This window comes from Prevotella melaninogenica ATCC 25845, from assembly GCF_000144405.1.
GTDB classification, from domain to species: Bacteria; Bacteroidota; Bacteroidia; order Bacteroidales; family Bacteroidaceae; genus Prevotella; species Prevotella melaninogenica.
Map to the genome: position 1 here is coordinate 1,659,825 of NC_014370.1, position 18,985 is coordinate 1,678,809.

Below are 18,985 nucleotides of genomic sequence, written 5' to 3' on the forward strand. Positions count from 1 at the left end.
ATTGACTAAAACAAAGGCTATCTATCAATGATTGCACGGATAGAAGCCTTCACTTCCGATGCAGACACTGCTTGTAAGCGACCCCTTTTTACCTCCAACAAGCTATCGGCAAAGCGTACTGCGAGTTCTAAGTCATGCGTTGATAAGAGGATAAGTTTATCCCTTTCATGTGCCATTCGCTGTAAAGACTGAAAGGTTTCAGCCTTAGAAGGGAAGTCGAGGAAGGCTGTTGGCTCATCAAGTAAGATGATAGAGGTCTCTTGAGCCAGTGCTTTCGCAATCATCACCTTCTGCCTTTCGCCATCAGAAAGGGTCTGAATCATTCTCCCTCTGAGCTTTTCAATCCCCATCGTAGCGATTGCATCATCAACAACCTTACGGTCTTCTGCACGCAATCGACCAAAGAAACCAGTATAAGGCGACCTTCCCAAGCCTATTATCTCCTCAATCGTGAGGTTCTGCACATCTGGTTTTTGTGTCAAAACAATGCTCACCTGCCGTGCAAGTTCTCGCTGAGAGAAAGACTCGATATCACGATTACCCAACAAAAGGCTACCTTTCAACTTCGGAAGAAAGCCTGTTAGGGTCTTTAAAAGGGTTGATTTACCAATTCCATTCTCTCCTATCAAGCATGCTAACTGCCCACTCCGTAACTCTAAGTTGATGTCAGAGATAACAGGATGGGACAGCGTATAGCCTACTGATAACTGAGATAAGCTGATAACCATTGCGACACTAAGGACCTATCAGACGAAGAACATGACTAATATCTGTGCAATGATAACCCTGGCAAACATGCCCAAAGGATAAACCGAAGCATAACTAATGTTGCTCGTTTCACCCTTAACAGTATCGTTGGCGTAGCCCAATGCCATTGGATTAGCCATCGAACCGCAAAGGATACCACAGATAGTTCCGAAGTCAAACTTCTTCAATCGTAGGGCTATTAACCCAACAATGATAACAGGAACAACCGTAAGTGCAAAGCCTAAACCTATCCATAGCAAACCTTCTGGGCGCACAACGGTGTCAAGGAAGTCTTTACCAGCATCCAAGCCTAAGCACGCCAGATAGAGTGATAAGCCCAACTTACGAAGCATGAGTGAGGCACTTCGCGTCGTATAAGCTATGAAATGCAAACGAGGACCAAAGGCTCCAGCCAATATACCCATGATGATTGGACCACCAGCAATACCCAATCGGATTGGAGACTCCATACCAGGGATGTCGAGAGGGATTGTTCCTAAAGCCAAACCAAGAAGCATTCCGAGGAAGATGATAGCAAGATTAGGTTCGTTAAGCGTCTTAACAGAGTTGCCCAAGAAGGTCTCTGCATGATCAATAGCCTCTGGTTGACCCACCAAGGTAAGGCGGTCGCCATAACGAAGGACAAGGTCTTGCGTTGCCAACAGCTTGATATCAGCACGGATAACACGGCTCACATTGACATTATAAGCATCTCGCAAATGAAGCTGACCAAGCTTTTTACCATTTAACACACCGTTTGACAAGATGATAACACGGCTCTCCACCTTTGTGTCAAGATGGTTCCAATCCATCTGTTCTTTATTCAAGTCGCAATTAACCTGCTTTCCGAAGAGTATCTCCATGGCTGGAACTTCTTCGCGTTTGGACACTACAAGCAGATTATCTTTAGCTTGTAGGACCGTTGTACTCATCGGAACGATGACTTCATCACCACGCCAAATACGTGAGATAATAAACTTTCGATGTGTTCCTTGTGCTATCTCAACGATTGTTTTACCATTAACGGCTGGATTAAGAACAACAAACTGTCCGATATAAGTATGGTCGTCTTCTGCTCCCGAATGTACTACTAAGTCGGAAGGCTTCACAAAGAACTTACGAAGAAATATCATGGCAAAGATAACACCGACAACACCTAATGGATAAGTAACGGCTGTTGCCAATGCTGCCGGACCACCACTATGCCCCGCATGTTGCAATGCTTGCTGTGCAGCACCAAGTGCTGGCGTATTCGTTGTAGCACCACAAAGGATACCAACCATGCTTGACATCGGTACATTCATTGCATATGAGAGCACGACAGACATAATGGTTCCCAAGAAGATAACGCCTAAACTCCACAGATTAAACAAGGTTCCTTCATGTCGGAAGGAGCCAAAGAAGGTTGGTCCTACACTCAGTCCGAGTGTATAGACGAAGATAACCAATCCGAAAGTCTCACAGTAGTTAAGCATCTGCTCATCTACCTGCAAGCCAAAACTACCCGCAGCGATACCAAAAAAGAATACAAAGGCAATACCAAGTGATATGCCTGCTACTCTAATCTTACCTAAGCCCAATCCTACTGTACAAACCAGCGAGAGGACCACGACTGCCTGTAGGGCAGAAGGAATGGCAAATAGTCCGTTAATCCAGTCCATAATTTATTGTTACAAGACACCAAGATACTTCTCCAAAGGGATTCCCCTGTTTTTGTCTTTGTTGTCTTTATTGAGATCTATCAGTTTATAAACGCCATCAATAGCCTTCTGTGTACTTGGAACCAACTCTTCACCGTCTAACAGATGACCAATGAGGATTGCCGAGAAGATATCACCTGTACCTGGGAAATGTACTGGTATCTCGGTATAAGGTAGTGTAAAATACTTATCTGTTGCATGGTTATAACCTACAACAGACGGTGTACCATCAACGAGAATAGAAGTAATCATTGCCGACTTTGTACCTATCAGTCGCAAACCATCTAACAATCTTTTAGCTTCTTCGAAACTAACTCCCTTCTCATCATACTTACTTGATGTAAGATAACACGCTTCTGTGTAATTAGGGAAAGTAAGGTCGGCTACGCTAATCATCTCTCGCATAGAGTTGATTGTTGCAGCTGTCACTCCATTATAGAGCTTTCCTTCATCACCCATAATCGGGTCTACAAAGATAGTCGTACCACGTTCAGCCTGCTCACGACAATAGTCTGCTACCAGTTTTGCTTGGCGCTCTGAAGCGATAAAGCCTGTCGCAATCGCATCAAAGCTAAAGCCAAGTTCCTTCCATACTGGGAATACGCCTTTGATATAGTCGGTTGTCTCAAGGATATTGAACTTACCATAGTCGAGCGTATTGGATACCAACGCTGTAGGAAGGTTATAAACGGGATGTCCCAAGTAGGATAATATAGGAAGCATGGCTGCCGTTGCAACCTTTCCGTATCCTGCTATGTCATTAACGAGGAGTATATGTTTCTTACTCATTATATCTTTCTTAATTGGACTACAAAGGTAGTGCAAACCACATGAACGGCAAAATAAAAACCAATAAATCAGCATAATAAGTCTTGCTTTCCCTTTTCTATCGTCGTGTTGATGCTGCGCACGAGTGGTGCGGACGCCCCACACACATCGTGCGGAGGGTTAACACGCACTGTGCGGAGGGTAAACAGCAATGAGAAGGAGGCTTATATCAGCTATCATTTATGCCCTACAGAGCCGCAATTCAGTTCTTTTAGTTATACGAAAACAGCCCGCTACCATTGCTGGTAACGGGCTGTTATATATAATAAGGTGTAAAACCTTAGTTCTGACTATCTATTGATTAAGCCTCAACAGGTGCCTCTGCAAGTTCGTGTGAACGCTTCTCAATCTTCTTACCCAACACGAGGTAAGCAACAGGAGATGCAATGAAGATTGAACTCAAAGTACCGATAATAATACCGATAATCATTGCGAATGAGAAGCTACGGATACTCTCACCACCGAGGATGAAGATAGACACGAGTACGATTAATGTTGATACAGATGTATTGATAGTACGTGAGAGGGTCTGGTTGATAGAATCATTGAAGATCTTTTGGATATCAGCCTTTGCAAGATTATGCTTATGCTTACCCAAGTTCTCACGGATACGGTCGTAAACAACCACGGTATCGTTGATATCATAACCGATTACGGTCAAGATAGCACCGATGAAGGTCTGGTCTATCTCAAGTGAGAAACCAATCCAACCATAGCACAACGAGAAGCAACCGATAACGATTGTGGTATCGAGAACCAAACCAACGATTGAACCAACAGAGAAACCAATGTTACGGAAACGCAAGAGGATATACAAGAAGATGAAGAAGATAGCCAACAATACGCTCATGATAGCATTATAAGTAATGCTCTTAGCGATTGAAGGACCAACCTTTGCACTCTGAATAATAGAGCCACCCTCACGAATATCTGGGTTCTTGAAGTTCTGTACACTTGCCTGACTAACAAAGCCACCCTTCTTCAATGCGTTGTAAAGGATTGTCTCAGCCTTGTCATCCTCAGCAGGATTGTTAGAATCGATATTGTAGTTGGTTGAAACACGAACAGTCTTACCATCTGTACCCAACGCAATAACAGTTGTTGTAGCAGGCTTACCTGCATTCTCACCAACAGTATTTACGAAGGCACCTTGCATCACCTTACGAACGTCCTCTACATGGGTAGGCTTGTTTAATGTGACAACATAGTTGCGACCACCAGTGAAGTCAATACTGCGACTCAAGCCACGAACAGCGAAGCTGACAATACATACCAAGACAGCAACACCCCAAACAGTGAAGGTTGTCTTATACATGCTAAGGAAGTGATAGTTCTTACCCTGCATGAAGTTCTTAGAGAATCCTGTTGTGAAAGTCTGATTCAACCACTTATCCTTGCTTACACGGTTCTCAAATACAAGACGTGTGAGGAATACTGCAGTGAAGAATGAGATAACGATACCAATGATCCAAGTTGTAGCGAAACCACGGATAGGACCAGTACCAGTCACAAGAAGGATAACACCAGTGATGAGTGATGTCAAGTTAGAGTCGAAGATAGCTGAGAAAGCATTTCCATAACCCTCACTCAAAGCCTGCTTCATACCCTTACCAAGTTTCAACTCCTCCTTAATACGCTCGTAGATAAGCACGTTAGCATCCACAGCTGTACCCAAGGTCAACACGATACCGGCAATACCTGGCATAGTCAATGCCGACTGGAAGGACGCTAAGACACCCAACGTGAAGAAGAGGTTGGCTATCAAAGCAAGGTTAGCCATCATACCTGGAATGAAGTTGTACATGACAATCATGTAAAGCATCAAGAGTACGAAAGCAATAGCAAAAGAGATAAGTCCCTGCTCAATAGACTGTGCACCAAGTGTAGGACCTACGACTTCCTCCTGTACAATCTTTGCAGGAGCAGGCATACGACCTGACTTCAATGTGTTAGCCAAGTCCTTAGTATCCTCAATTGTGAAGTTACCAGAGATAGATGACTGGCCACCAGATATCTCACCGTCAACACGTGGAGCTGAGTAAACAACGCCATCGAGTACGATTGCGATTGCCTTACCTACATTTGCCTTTGTCAAAGCAGCCCACTCACGAGCACCTTCAGAGTTCATTGTCATGCTAACCTGAGGACGACCATGTTGATTAAAATCGTCTTTAGCATCTGTAACAACGTCACCCTCCAATGGAGCACGACCGTCTGAAGTAGTAATCTTCAAAGCATAAAGACCATATACGTTCTTCTTATTAAGTCCGTCTTCTGGCTTAGCGCTCCAAAGAAGCTTCAAGTCACTTGGCAAAATCTGCTTAGCAAGCTGACCATAAATCATCTTATTGATAGCAGCTGTATCACGTACGCTTGCATAACCTACGAGGCTAAGTGCGTCACCAGGGATAGTCTGCAGCATAGAGAGCAATGGGTGCATCTTCTTCAATGCTGCCATCTGAGCATCTTCGCCCTTTGCAGCATTGCCTTTATTGAGTGCAAACTTTGGAGTTGCAGCTGCCTTTGCCTGTACCTTCTTAGTAGAATCAGTTGCAGCAGTGTCAACCTTTGTCTCACCATTAGCCAAACGCTGGTCGAGCTGAACGAGGTAAGGAGTTATTTCTTGGTTGTTATAAGTCTCCCAGAACTCAAGGTTAGCAGAACCCTGAAGGAGCTTACGCATACGCTCTGGCTCACGAATACCAGGCATTTCGACCATGAGTCGACCTTCCTGACCTTCCAACTTCTGGATATTTGGCTGTACAACACCATACTGGTCGATACGGTTTGTAACGACATTGTATGAGTTATCGATGGCTGAAGCAACCTCTTCACGGAGTGCTTTCTCAACCTCTTCGTCTGTACTCTGTGTGCTAACCTTGCCTTTGAGCTGCTGTGTAGCGAAGATCTCAGCAAGTTTATGACCCGGAGCAACCTTGTGGAAAGCATCTACAAAGAGAGAGATAAAGTCCTTTGGACTGTGCATCTCTTCCTGCTTTGCTGTTTCCAAAGCCTTCTGATAAGCAGCATCCTGCTTGTGATCTGCCAAGAAATCAACAACATCAGGTACCGAAATCTCGAGTACAACGTTCATACCGCCCTTCAAGTCAAGACCAAGACCGATCTGTGTTTCAAGGCATTTCTGGTAAGAGTAGAGCCCCAAATACTTTACAGAATCCTTATAATCCTGTTGCGCAATAGGGTCTTTAATCTTTGCTGCCTGACCATCATAGTAGCTTGTCGCTACTGAAAATGACAGGTAGAAGATACTTGCGAGCGTCAAGAGAATGGCTACGCAAATTACTAATCCTTTGTTTTGCATTTTATTTGATTGTTTTTAATTATTGTTTCGCTACACTTGATAGACGTGCAAAGATAAGCAAATTTTCACACTTTGGGAAATTTATACCTTATAAATGTGTGTTTTTTAAGGTTTTGGGCGGTATTTAAGCCAACAATAGATAGGATAATGGTCGGAAGTAGTCACACTATTGTCGACCTTTGCCCCATACGAGTCAAAATCGTCGGAACAAAAGATATGGTCAATACGGAAGTACATCCCACTTTTATGATAGCTTATTCCGGGTCCGTTTCCACTCTCAACAAAGCAGTCATTCAGTTCTTTTGCGATGGTTCGATGTGTGTAACTTAACGGACTATCATTGAAGTCTCCACAGAGAATAACAGGCACTTTCTTATCAAGATATTTCTTAACATAACGTGCAACTGTCTCCGCTTGCGGTGCTCTACGTGCCGAAACGTCACCTAACTTAGTGATTAAGTGGACTGATTGTCTTTTCGCTTCGCCAGTCTTCAGTTCACCTTTTACGAGTGTCTTAAACCCTTCTTTGTCGCCAGAACTCAATCCATTACTCTCGAAATGATTATTCACAACGAGTGTATTAGTCCCTTTAATATCAAGCATATAAGCCACACTCTGATTACTACTTGAGCCATATGGAATAGTATCTTGCCAAAGGACTGGATACTTACTCAGCAATACCATGTAATCAGCACCAGGTGCTTTTTTAATCATCAACTTGAAATATGGGTAGTGTTTCTTCAGTGTTGAGTAGATATGATCTTTGTCATCTAATGTCGCTTGTGCCTCTTGCAAACAGACAATATCAGCCTTACTCTTAACGATATAATCAACAATCGGATTCTTCTTAGCATCTGGCTCGCTCCATGAAGAGAACATAAAGACGTTATACGACAGTACTTTTATAGCGCCATGTGGCTTATCTTCAGGTATATTGAATGGTGAATACGTACGGATAGGACCATAACAGAGTAGGAAACCTAACAATGGCAGCCAGATAGTACGTAATCGGAGAAAACACCAGACAACAAGGAATACAAGATTAAACACAAGGAGTATCGGAAAGCCCAGTCCTAAATTAGCCAACAAGGGGTAATCAACAGGATTAAACCTACCTATATTTCCGACAAACAACATCATCAGAATCACGATGATATTGCCTGCCAACAACATTCTATATGTAAGCTTCTTAAATTTACTAAACATCTTAATTCAAAACATTCAGGCGGTCCCTACCCCTGTATTTTTAAGCTTTACGAATAAAATAAATAGTTACCAAGTGGTTATATAACAAGCAGATAGACTTGAAGTTATAACAAGTTCCTATCCACTCATATTCTAACAAGTTGCTGATTAATAACATTTTTGTTATAATCAACAACTCATTTATTTGTCAATCGACCAGCGACTTAACTTTTACTACTATCAAAGAGCTTTTGTTTCTCGTCTTTTGTCAGACTATCGTAACCACTCTTACGAATCTTATCAAGGATGCGGTCAACTTCTTCTTGCTGTTGCTTCTTCTGGGCATTATAATCCCAATCACTTCTATTATTAGCATTATTGCTCTGAGAAGTGTTCGACCAAGACTCACTGTTGCCATTCGTTGCATTACGAGTATCACGCCCTCCACGTTGTTCCCACGTATTCTTCATACGATCAAAGAACTGATGTCCCCGATTCATACCGAAGTCTCCATAGCCAGAATACGGATGCTTCTTCCAATAACGGATAAGAATAAAACCAAAAAGCATACCACCTAAGTGTGCCAAATGCGCTACTCCATCATTGCTTGTGCCTATCGCAGAGAACAATTCTACCACGATTGAACCCATAACAATCCACTTAGCCTTAATAGGAATAGGGATAGGAATGATGAACATACGCTCTTCTGGGAATAGCATTCCGAAAGCAAGTAGCACGCCATAGATGGCTCCTGAGGCACCAACAGTGTTCATCATATTCAGATAAACATCCATAGGAAGAACTGTAGTACCGATTCTCAAGGAATCAAAATGACCCAATCCATATACGAGATACGTACCATATTGTGCCAACTCTTGACAAAGTCCAGCCCCAACACCACAGACAATGTAATAAAAAAGGAACTTTCTTGGACCCCATACATTCTCAACAACCATACCAAACATCCACAGCATAAACATGTTCAGTAGGATATGTGTAAACCCACTATGCATGAACATATAAGTGAAGAACTGCCAGATACGGAAGTCAGAGGCTAAAAAGAAATGTAAACCAAGAATATCATTCAAATCAATATTCAATCCTCTTACAACATACGTAGCTATAAAAACCAGAATATTGATAATAAGAAGATTCTTTGTTACAATAGGTATATTTCGCATTTTACGTAATGTCTTATTCTTTACAATATATCATTTAAACAATGCAAAAATACGAAAATCTCTTGGTATTAAGCAGAAAATAAGCGAGATAACGACTTTTTTTTATAAAATTCTACACTTTTCCCATGATTTTATTTGTTTTATAAAAGGAAACAGCTATATTTGCAACATAATCTTGTATATCACTCATAAAATTAATCAATAAATAAATCAAAATTATGAACAAAACAGAATTGATCGAGAAGATTGCAGCTAACGCTGAGGTAAGTAAGGCTGCTGCTAAGAAAGCTTTGGATGCTACTACAGAAGCTATTAAGGAAGCACTTGCTGCTGGTGATAAGGTACAGCTCGTAGGTTTTGGTACTTTCGCAACAACAGAGCGCCCAGCTCACGAGGGTATTAATCCAAGATCAAAGGAGAAGATTAAGATTGCTGCTAAGAAGGTTGCTAAGTTCAAGGCTGGTGCTGAGTTGGCAGACGCAGTAAACAAATAATATGTAAAGATATTACATAATATATTAAGGCAAGCCATGGGCTTGCCTTTTTTGTTTTATAGGCTTACATTCTTTGTTTTATAGGCTTGCCTTCTTGTTTTATGAAAGTCTAAAGAGCATCTTACCATAGGCTTAAAAAGGGTTCTTCCGAAATATGGAGTGATAAACTCAAAGTTTTATATAATAGGCACACGGAGTCACGGAGGGGACGGAGGTTATGCAATGTTACGGAGGTGCCGACGGCACAAAGAGCTACGGAGCTGTAGCGTACAGATTCTTGATAACTATTTTGGTATAAACGCTTTAGGCATAAAGTTACTAAAAAGTGTGCTAACGAGCTCCGTCGCTCTATGTACCGACGGTGCCTCCGTGACTTCCATTGCTTTTTTAATAATCCTCCGTCCTCTCCGTGCCTCCGTGTGACATTTCGTCAGAAACCTAACCTTAAGAGGCAAACGTTATCACTCCAAAATCCTGAAGACCCTTAAAAAGTCCTTCCGTTAATAGCATAGATTGGAAATAGATAAAGACTTATCTACTCGTATGGTATAATTATCCCAATTTAGATAGCCTTACAAGCGGACATAAACTATAGGATAAAATGCAAACTGATACTATGTCTATTCGTCTTCCATAAACATCCCATCCCTATACCTTTGAATTTTGTAAACTATTTTCACTCAGATCAAAACCAATACATGCTCTTTTGGCTTCTAAAAGACGCCTAATTGACTTGCAAAAGACGCCCTTTAAGACCCTTACTAACGCCCTTTTGAAGTCCAATTAAGCACCTTTTCTCACACCACTTTATAACCAACTGATTTCTTGATGATTACAAACCTGCTTTTTACACGTATTTTTGTTCTTATTTATAGATGTTTTATCCGAATTTATGTAATGATTTTTCAAAGCCATATCTACCTCTTCGAAGAGTTAAAAAGGAAAAAGGTCCTCCAAGTCAGAAACATGATAATTGAATAGAAAGACCTTTTCCAATAACGAGTTAGATTGTATTTTCAATAACTTAAGGGTGCACCCCTGCAGCTATCCACTATAAAATACTCGTCTGTTTATTCCCCTCATGCTGTACTTTCTTGTCTATTTCTTTATAGCTTTTACCCTTTGACAACTTCCAACTAAACCTAAGAGTTATCATATTTCCCAAGTCTCTGCTGCGATAAATATACTCTTTATGGAGGTTTTCATTCAGTACTTTACCACGCTGTATAGCGGGATGTTGCTGGAAAGGATGCTGCATAAAGAGCGATACATTACACTTCTTCCATCTATAACTGGCACCTAAATAGACTGCCGGACCATTACGTCCTTCATGCTCTCCTTCAACAAACCGCCAGCCATTATCAGCATATCCCGTCAATGTCCAGCGTCCAAGATAAGCCTGAATATTACCACCATAGTTGTAACTTGTAAGATGATGACGATACAGACTACTGATGTTAAAGAAACGATTGATACCTCCGAAAAGTGTTACAGACAGACGCTCTGGTACAACATCATACCTCACATAATTCTGAACAACAAACATCATGATATTACCAATGTTCTGTTGTGAATAAAGAAACTCATCTGTTGCCGTACGTTCATACACACTCATATTGCTCCCAAGGTCACGTCGGTACTCCATATTCATCCCACAGCTCACACGTTTACCATTATAACTTACATCAATAATATTCTTAATAACCCGAGAAGGTTGCAAATTTGGATTTCCAACCTTCCATTCACGGCTATGTTCTCTGATTCTTGCATCGCTCACCATAGCGTATGAAGACACACGGCGATAGGTTTCAAAGGTGTAACGTGCATTTAATCCTGTCAAAATCTCGTAATTCAACGTGAGTTTTGGACGGAAAGTCCAATAGTTAAAGCTATAGTTTTCTTGCGAATAGGTCTTATTAGCAAGCCCTACACCTGCCGAATAGCCTATTCGTTTCCACCGTCCTTTCACCTCAGAGAATAGATAAAGTTCTCCTCTCCGCATCTTGTTAAGAGCAGAGACATCGCCAGTATATTCATTATTCGTAAACGACACCGAGTGTTCCAAACCTGCAGAAAGGGTGAAAGGCTTGAGTTTATTCTCATAAATAGCTTCACTCTCCAGCGACCAAGTACGCCCATTTACCTCATAGGCATAATCTCCTTCTTCTCCATTATATCCCCGCTTGTCCGTATAAATACTTGAGCCAACAACATTAGCTGTAATACTCTGATGGTTACCAAGCTGATGAAAGAAGTAAAGATCAAGAGTTGGAGAGAAGTCACTTGACACATTAATCGTCCGATAAGTCTTCTCTACTGTTCCATCCCGATACACAAAATCAGCATAATTACCGGGCGTATTACCTCCTCCCACTGACAGATTTGCTTGGAAAACATACGTAGCCGAGTCTGCAAGACTGTACTTTATCTCAAACTGATTACCAAAACGACGACTTCTGCCATCGGTCTGATTGCGTGAAACCAGATAATGACTACCATTGTTCAAGGTATAGTCAGCCGTTTCTGAAGACCGAAAACCACGATGGTCATTATAAGAAGAATTGAAGGTTAAAGCCAGTTCTGAATTCTTATGATTGAGCTTTGCATAGACCGTATTATCCCCATTCAACGTTGTGACAGCATTCGATAAGTCAGCCCCAAGCACGTAACCAGTGGTGTTACGCTTTGTCCGAATATCAATGACATAGCCTATTCCGTCACCATATCTAACTCCCGGATTATCGATGAAATCAATGTTTTTGACAAGTTTTGGGTCCAGTGAAAGCAGGTCTTCTTTACTTGCCAAAGTTCCATTCAACCTAAGTTGAACACTTCCATTATTCGTCAAAGGCACAATGGTACGCATCACCTCGTCTACTCTGATGCGTGGAAGAGACAGCTTTCCAAGCAGACTATAACCGTCCGTTGCCGCTTCTCGTTGTGCATCAGACGGTACAATCAACATGCCATCAAGCTTTTTCGTCACTCGTGCAGCCTCAACTGTCACCTCTTTCATCTCTACACTCTTTGCCGTCTCACTGTTTCCTTTCTCATTCTGGGCACCAACAGGAAGTGCAAGAAAGCATAACAACAGCATCCATAAACCTTTTTCCATAGTCTTTGTTTTTTGCTACAAAGATAGAATCCACCTACTATTAGGGCAAAAATAATCACTGACAATTACCTGACAATAGCTAATTGAGGTCTGGTAAACAAGAAAAAGTACAACAAAAACTACTCAATAGTCCCCTATTAAGCATAATATTCCAATAAAGAATGCCTAAGATATATATTTTAAAGATGACACCTATTCCATTAAGAAAGACTATCCGACATTTTCTTTGAAGATGAATCAGAAGCCAATCGGTATCCATCACCCCTATCAGCCACAATCTTTAATCCGCAACGCTCACTGACAATAGGCTTCAAACGGCGGATAAGTGTGTAGAGAGTTTCGCTTGCATCGGGTTTCTTAGGCCAAAGCGTTTCACAGATAACTGCCTTCGACAACTTTCTATCAGTTGCATTGATAAACAGCTCCATGAGTTGCTGTTGCATCGGTGTAAAGGCTATTTTCTCCCCATGCCAGTCACGAAAACTATGGTCAGAAGCGGCATATACCATCCTACCCAGCACCAATCTGCCTGCACGATGACGACGAAAATACACGATAGATGTAACCATCCAAACCAAGGCTAACAATAGGAAAGCAAAGGGTAAACGCTGATCTGACAAGCCCCATACCGTAGCGAAGGAACAATCAGCATAACTTTGGAATAAAAGCGAATGACCACCTGACTGCCACCTCATCTGTCTACTGCGCAACGAATGACTATCATCACCCAACGCGTATGACACAAACGAACGACTCTTGAGGTCACCTATCTGTAAATATTGCCGATAACTTTGTATGGTATCGGGCGTAATCCACGCCTCACGTTTCCCAGCGAGTGTCTTCGACAAAGCCTGATTCATATCCTGCACAATAGCCGTTTCAGCACAGTGATAGCTGTCAAAGCCAGCCCATACTGCCGAGCAAACGAGTAACAAAAATATGATAACTGACGATATAGGTTTCATAGGCTTGTATCATAAAAAGTGATAGAATGTTTCGAATTATTGTATGTTGCAAAGATAATATTTTATCTTATCAATGCCAAACGGAGTGCAAGAAATATACAGTAAAACAGGTATAATCAGCAAATATTTACTGCACAAGACCTATAGATGCGCAAAATTATACAGTAAAATTTGGGCATTAAACTAAAAAACATTACCTTTGCACCCACGATTGTCCTATGGTGTAATGGTAGCACTACAGTTTTTGGTTCTGTCAGTGGTGGTTCGAATCCGCCTGGGACAACACAGAAAATCCGCGGATTCTTTATGATTCTGCGGATTTTTTAGTATCAGCTAATTCCTAAATTATAACTATAATGATTGAGCAACTATCTAAACTTCGTAAATCACTTTTGTTTATTGCAGCCTTTCTGCTGGCTTCATTGCACATGACTGCTACTAATCGTGACTCTTTAGCACTGACACCTCCAATGGGTTTTATGACTTGGAACAAATATAAGGAGGACATCAACGAACAGCTTATCCGACAAATTGCTGACAAGATGGCGGCTGATGGCTATGCTGAAGCTGGATATAAATACATCTTCATTGATGATGCATGGCAGGGAGGACGCGACAAACGCAATAATATCATACCAGACCCTAAGAAGTTCCCAAGCGGAATAAAGGCACTCGCAGACTATGTTCACTCAAAGGGTTTGCTGCTCGGTATCTACTCTGATGCTGCTCAGCTCACTTGTGCTGGTTACACTGCCAGTTACGATTTTGAGGAACAAGATGCCAAGACCTTTGCTGAATGGGGAATTGACTATCTGAAATACGACTACTGCCACGCACCTTCTGACAGTGCTATTGCCCACAAACGCTATAAGAAGATGGCTGATGCGCTACAAAATTCAGGTCGTAAGATTGCCTTGGGTGTCTGCGAATGGGGACAGTTGAATCCTGAGATGTGGGCTCGTCAGGCTGGTGGTTCACTCTGGCGTGTGAGCTTTGACGTACGTGATATGTGGAAAGACATCGTGAAGCAGGGAGGTATGGGTATCATTGATATCATCAACATTACCGAACCACTTTACAAATACGCAGGACCGAGTCACTGGCTCGACATGGATATGCTCGTCGTTGGACTCGACGGAAAGGGTGGACCATCAAGCGATTTAGGTGGTGTAGGCTGTACTTATACAGAATATCAGACACAGATGTCTATGTGGTGCATGTTCGCTTCACCATTGGCAGTAAGCCACGACATCTTAAACGAGAACGCTGAAACACGTCACATCCTCCTCAATAAGGAGATTATTGCTATCAATCAAGATGCGCTTGGCGAGGCAGCCCATAGAGTTGACTTTCCTGGTGCATGTCGTGTGTACCTCAGAAACCTAAACGGAAACCGTCAGGCAATTGCCATCATGAATCCTTCTGACACCCCTCAGCGTGTTCAGTTGCCACTTTCTATCCTCGGTAATGCGAAGGAATACAATTTCAGAGACGTATGGGAGCATAAGACAAGCCGCCAACGTAAGGCGTGGCAAGCTACCTTACAACCTCATGAAACAAAGGTTTTTACGGTTACAACACGCTAAACAGCACATTATTTTATAAAGAAAAGCATTAAAAGATAACATCTTTTCATCCTCAACCACTGGCACAGCATCTTCCTGCTGTGCCAGTTTTGTATTCCAATAACACCTTCATTGTATCATTCTAAGCTATTATTTCACATCGTGCTGTTGGTCCGCACCAATGGTGCGAACGGCAAACACCAATGGTGCGGATACCAAGCACCAATAGTGCGGAGAACAAAATACCCTACCATATGTCAATAGAATAGAAACAACTCATACCAACCTCGAATTACGATTACCCTTTTCGGTAATCACTCCCCTCTCCTTTCGGAGAGGGGTCGGGGGTGAGGCTTCCCTTTCGTTTGGTAAGGGTTGGGGGTGAGGCTTCCTTATTTAAATTCCCCTATCCATTTGCTAATATCATGCTTTTTGTCTATATTTGTACATTGTAACAAATACAAATTAGATAAATTCAGCAAATAAATGAAAGCTATAGAGATTCTTTTTCCTGTCTTCTTTATGATGTTCCTCGGTTGGTTGAGTCACAGAAGAGGTTGGGTAACAGCAGGACAGAACGAAGGAGCGAAGTCATTGGTATTTAATATTCTTTTCCCTCTGCTCGTCTTTCACGTACTTGTAAAAGCAGAGTTATCGACGAATTTCATTTATGAGATTCTCTTTTTGGATGCCGCTTGGATTCTTGTCTACCTGATAGGTAAGAGCATAGCAAAACCCATTAGTGGACGTTATGCCCGATTAGCACCTTTCCTACTGATGACATGTGAGGGAGGCAGCGTTGCCCTACCCCTTTATATCGCATTGGTAGGAGCAGAACACGCAGTGAATATCATCACTTTTGACGTTGCTGGTATCCTCATCAACTTTGGACTTGTGCCAGCACTCATCACGCGACAGACATCAAAGGATGTAGCTTTCTTGCCTATGGCGAAACGAATTATTACAGCACCATTCATCGTTGCCGTTATCGTGGGTATTCTCGTTAATATGTCGGGCTTGTACCAATGGCTGATGGAGAACGAACTTCACAGAATCTATGACGGTACGATGAACATGGCAATGACACCTATTGCGAGCATTATCCTCTTCACCCTCGGCTATGGTTTCCACCTACGGGCAGCACAGCTCAAGCCGCTTTTGGCATTGACAGTGGTGCGCCTTGTGCTGTGTGGGGCTATCGTAGGAGCCTTCTTCTTGCTGTTCCCAGAATTGATGGCAGTGAAGATATTCCTTGTTGGCGTACTACTTTACTTTGCTTGTCCAACGGGATTCCCCGTACCGCTACAGATAGAAAGCCTTTGCAAGGATGAGGACGACGAAAGCTTTATGTCGGCTTTCATCTCTATCTTCATCGTGGTGGCAATGGTAGTATATACATTGATAACATTATTATTGATATAAATTTAAGGAGTGAAAGGGAGTTAAGGAGTGAAAGGGAGTTAAGACAATAGTATAATATAAATCCAAACATCAGATTTGAGACATCATAACATTTGTCTTAACTCCTTTCAACTCCCTTTCACTCCTTAACTCCTAAATTAAAAGAACATGAACGATAACGTAAAAAGTCCGTGGCCAGGACCAGCGGGAATGATACCCGTAACAAGTGGCAAAGCAGATGATGCAAATGTATTTAACCGCAACTACTTGGATTCTATCCATGTGGAGATGCGTGTTATTGATGCCGTTGAGCCAACATTGAAGACGGTTATCTTCGGTGAAGAGTTCGATTCACCGATTATGATGCCAGCCTTTTCGCATCTGAATAAGGTGTTGAAAGGCGGCAAGAAACCAATGTTAGAGTATGCACGTGCTGCCAAGAAGCTGAATACAGTGAACTGGGTAGGTATGGAACCTAACGAGGAATATGTTGAAATCGCAGCCGAAGGAGCAAGAACAGTGAGAATCATTAAGCCGTTCGCTGACCATAATATTATTTTAGATGAGATTCAGTTTGCTATCAAACACGGTGCAATAGCTGTCGGCGTAGACATTGATCATGTCCCAGGAACAGACGGAAAATATGATGTTGTAGACGGTATTCCTCTCGGTCCTGTCACGCTTTCCGACCTCAAAGAATACGTGAAGGCTGCTGGTAACATACCATTCGTTGCTAAGGGCGTACTCTCTGTGCAGGATGCTTTGAAGTGTAAGGAGGCAGGCTGTGCTGCTATTTTAGTCTCTCATCACCACGGACGTATTCCTTTCGGTGTTGCTCCCGTGATGGTTCTGCCTAAGATTAAGGCAGCATTGGAGGGAAGTGGCATCGCAATCTTCGTTGACTGTGGTATTGATACAGGCTACGATGCTTATAAAGCACTTGCATTAGGGGCTGATGCGGTAGCTGTGGGCAGAGGAATCCTCAAGCCATTGCTGCAACAAGGAGCAGAAGGAGTTGAGGAGAAGGTACAAAAAATGAACGAACAACTTTCAGAACTGATGATGTACACCTGCGTGAAAGACATTCGTTCATTCGATGCGTCTGTGCTTTATATCTAAGAAAATAGCATCTATAGGAACTGCTTAGTATTCCTATAGATACTATTTTAATCTTAATGCGTAGCCTGATAATAACGGTTACGACTAAGAGAACTTGTCACTTTCGAGTTGGTTGATGGGTCAGAAATTGTTATACCAGAATAAGTCTGGATAGGTATTACATCTCCACTACGACTACGAATAGCGGTATAATATGATGTTGTATTGCCTTTCTCAGGAACAAGGAGGTTGAGTTGTTGATTAAATCTCGTCAACAGTTGTGGTTCGTTCTGTGCAAGTTTACGCACGTAATCGCCCATATCATAGAATATTGAAGGGACGTAACCATCCATACTCTGAATGTCACTCTCCACGACGGTTGAGAGAGAACTTGATGCGTTTATCTCCTTCATGATGTTGAGCATGCCCTCAACCTGCGAACAGTCGATAACACTAATAGTACCATAAGGATAAGGAGTATTCTCATACTTGTAGTTACTATAGAAGTTGATGAAGTTAGTACAGATACTGTGATAATCTGGATTCACCTTTGAGAGTTCATTCCACAGCAGTTTATATGGCATACCGTAAGCCATAATCTCCGTTGGACTACCAATGATATGGTGCGTTGCATTACGAAGTTCGTAGGCTACTTCGATACCTGTCATATTACAGTCGTCAAAGAGGATGTACTGGAACTTACCAATACCAGAGTCTTCTATACCCTTGTCAAATTCAGAAATGTTCGTCTGATAAGCATCACCACCCAGCCAACGCGTTGGAGGTCCAGCCTTACCAGCATTTTTATTAAGTCCGAAAGGTGAGGCTACAGAACGATTAATGCGTGTACTTGGCTTGGCAGGTATCCATCCCATACCATGACAACCGACTATCATTGAGTAATGCTTAGCTGGTGCTTCTTGTTTAACTCGCTTCAACAGGGTTGTTATCCACTCTGCTGAATTCAGCTTTAAGCCTGCTAATTTATTGTTGTAGATAGCAACGGTATCATCTACACAGCTTCCATTCTTATACTGAACATTAATCAAAGCACCCTTATTCACCTTCGTAGAGATAAATATCATAAGTCTCTTGTTGCCAAGTCCACCTTGGTTAACAATCGCACTCTTAATGTCTTTTATATTGGTGAGGAAGTAGCTATAAAGCCCAGAATCGGTATCACTAACACCTGACCAAGGCATATAAACAAAGATAGTATTCTCTACCTCGGCACCCGGTTGAGGTATTGGGTCTGGGTCTTCACTACTACAAGAGACAAAGACAACAAGCATTACCAGTTGTAAGAGAAGGAAAAGTTTCTTCATAATTAATCTTTTTAGGCCCATGAATATCCTAAAAGGAGCTATGGGAGTGGTTAATTAAA

At 42.1% G+C, this 18,985-nt stretch carries 13 protein-coding genes and 1 tRNA gene; 5 read left to right on the forward strand and 9 right to left on the reverse strand.

What is annotated here, in order from left to right:
* Positions 1 to 17: 17 nt before the first annotated feature.
* From HMPREF0659_RS06610 to HMPREF0659_RS06635, 6 genes are all read right to left on the reverse strand, one after another.
* Entirely contained in the window at positions 18 to 728 is a 711-nt protein-coding gene (locus HMPREF0659_RS06610; RefSeq protein WP_013264425.1) for an ABC transporter ATP-binding protein, read from the reverse strand.
* 18 nt (positions 729 to 746) lie between these two features.
* Complete coding sequence (locus tag HMPREF0659_RS06615; RefSeq protein WP_013263802.1) at positions 747 to 2,408, reverse strand: putative transporter; 1,662 nt, start codon at positions 2,406 to 2,408, stop codon at positions 747 to 749.
* Between the two features lie 9 nt (positions 2,409 to 2,417).
* Positions 2,418 to 3,236 carry a pyridoxamine kinase gene (locus HMPREF0659_RS06620; RefSeq protein ID WP_013264330.1) on the reverse strand — a complete coding sequence of 273 codons (819 nt, stop codon included), beginning with the start codon at positions 3,234 to 3,236 and terminating at the stop codon, positions 2,418 to 2,420.
* Positions 3,237 to 3,576: 340 nt separating this feature from the next.
* The gene (secDF, locus tag HMPREF0659_RS06625; RefSeq protein WP_013264750.1) at positions 3,577 to 6,597 is read right to left on the reverse strand and encodes a protein translocase subunit SecDF; all 3,021 of its coding nucleotides are present in this window, start codon (positions 6,595 to 6,597) and stop codon (positions 3,577 to 3,579) included.
* 105 nt (positions 6,598 to 6,702) lie between these two features.
* Positions 6,703 to 7,803, reverse strand: a complete 1,101-nt coding sequence (locus tag HMPREF0659_RS06630) for an endonuclease/exonuclease/phosphatase family protein (protein ID WP_044045930.1) — start codon at positions 7,801 to 7,803, stop codon at positions 6,703 to 6,705.
* A gap of 203 nt (positions 7,804 to 8,006) precedes the next feature.
* A complete protein-coding gene (locus tag HMPREF0659_RS06635; RefSeq protein WP_013264353.1) occupies positions 8,007 to 8,963 on the reverse strand; it encodes a rhomboid family intramembrane serine protease in 957 nt (318 codons plus the stop codon).
* A 218-nt stretch (positions 8,964 to 9,181) separates the two neighbouring features.
* Between HMPREF0659_RS06635 and HMPREF0659_RS06640 the strand changes: the two genes are divergently transcribed.
* Positions 9,182 to 9,457 carry an HU family DNA-binding protein gene (locus tag HMPREF0659_RS06640; RefSeq protein ID WP_013264885.1) on the forward strand — a complete coding sequence of 92 codons (276 nt, stop codon included), beginning with the start codon at positions 9,182 to 9,184 and terminating at the stop codon, positions 9,455 to 9,457.
* Positions 9,458 to 10,508: 1,051 nt separating this feature from the next.
* Here HMPREF0659_RS06640 and HMPREF0659_RS06645 read toward each other — a convergent pair.
* Complete coding sequence (locus HMPREF0659_RS06645) at positions 10,509 to 12,572, reverse strand: TonB-dependent receptor (protein WP_013264286.1); 2,064 nt, start codon at positions 12,570 to 12,572, stop codon at positions 10,509 to 10,511.
* A 200-nt stretch (positions 12,573 to 12,772) separates the two neighbouring features.
* A complete protein-coding gene (locus HMPREF0659_RS06650) occupies positions 12,773 to 13,537 on the reverse strand; it encodes a winged helix-turn-helix domain-containing protein (protein ID WP_013263998.1) in 765 nt (254 codons plus the stop codon).
* A gap of 212 nt (positions 13,538 to 13,749) precedes the next feature.
* Here HMPREF0659_RS06650 and HMPREF0659_RS06655 point away from each other — a divergent pair.
* The 4 genes from HMPREF0659_RS06655 (at position 13,750) to HMPREF0659_RS06670 (ending at position 17,622) form a co-directional block, all read left to right on the forward strand.
* Positions 13,750 to 13,820: transfer RNA gene (locus HMPREF0659_RS06655), tRNA-Gln, on the forward strand.
* 73 nt (positions 13,821 to 13,893) lie between these two features.
* Complete coding sequence (locus tag HMPREF0659_RS06660; protein WP_013264597.1) at positions 13,894 to 15,123, forward strand: glycoside hydrolase family 27 protein; 1,230 nt, start codon at positions 13,894 to 13,896, stop codon at positions 15,121 to 15,123.
* A gap of 465 nt (positions 15,124 to 15,588) precedes the next feature.
* On the forward strand, positions 15,589 to 16,524 hold the full coding sequence (locus HMPREF0659_RS06665) for an AEC family transporter (RefSeq protein ID WP_013264477.1): 936 nt from the start codon (positions 15,589 to 15,591) through the stop codon (positions 16,522 to 16,524).
* A 147-nt stretch (positions 16,525 to 16,671) separates the two neighbouring features.
* Entirely contained in the window at positions 16,672 to 17,622 is a 951-nt protein-coding gene (locus tag HMPREF0659_RS06670; RefSeq protein ID WP_013264599.1) for an FMN-dependent dehydrogenase, read from the forward strand.
* A gap of 53 nt (positions 17,623 to 17,675) precedes the next feature.
* Here the strand turns inward: HMPREF0659_RS06670 and HMPREF0659_RS06675 are convergent, their stop codons facing one another.
* Positions 17,676 to 18,926 carry a clostripain-related cysteine peptidase gene (locus tag HMPREF0659_RS06675; RefSeq protein WP_013264495.1) on the reverse strand — a complete coding sequence of 417 codons (1,251 nt, stop codon included), beginning with the start codon at positions 18,924 to 18,926 and terminating at the stop codon, positions 17,676 to 17,678.
* Positions 18,927 to 18,985: the final 59 nt, after the last annotated feature.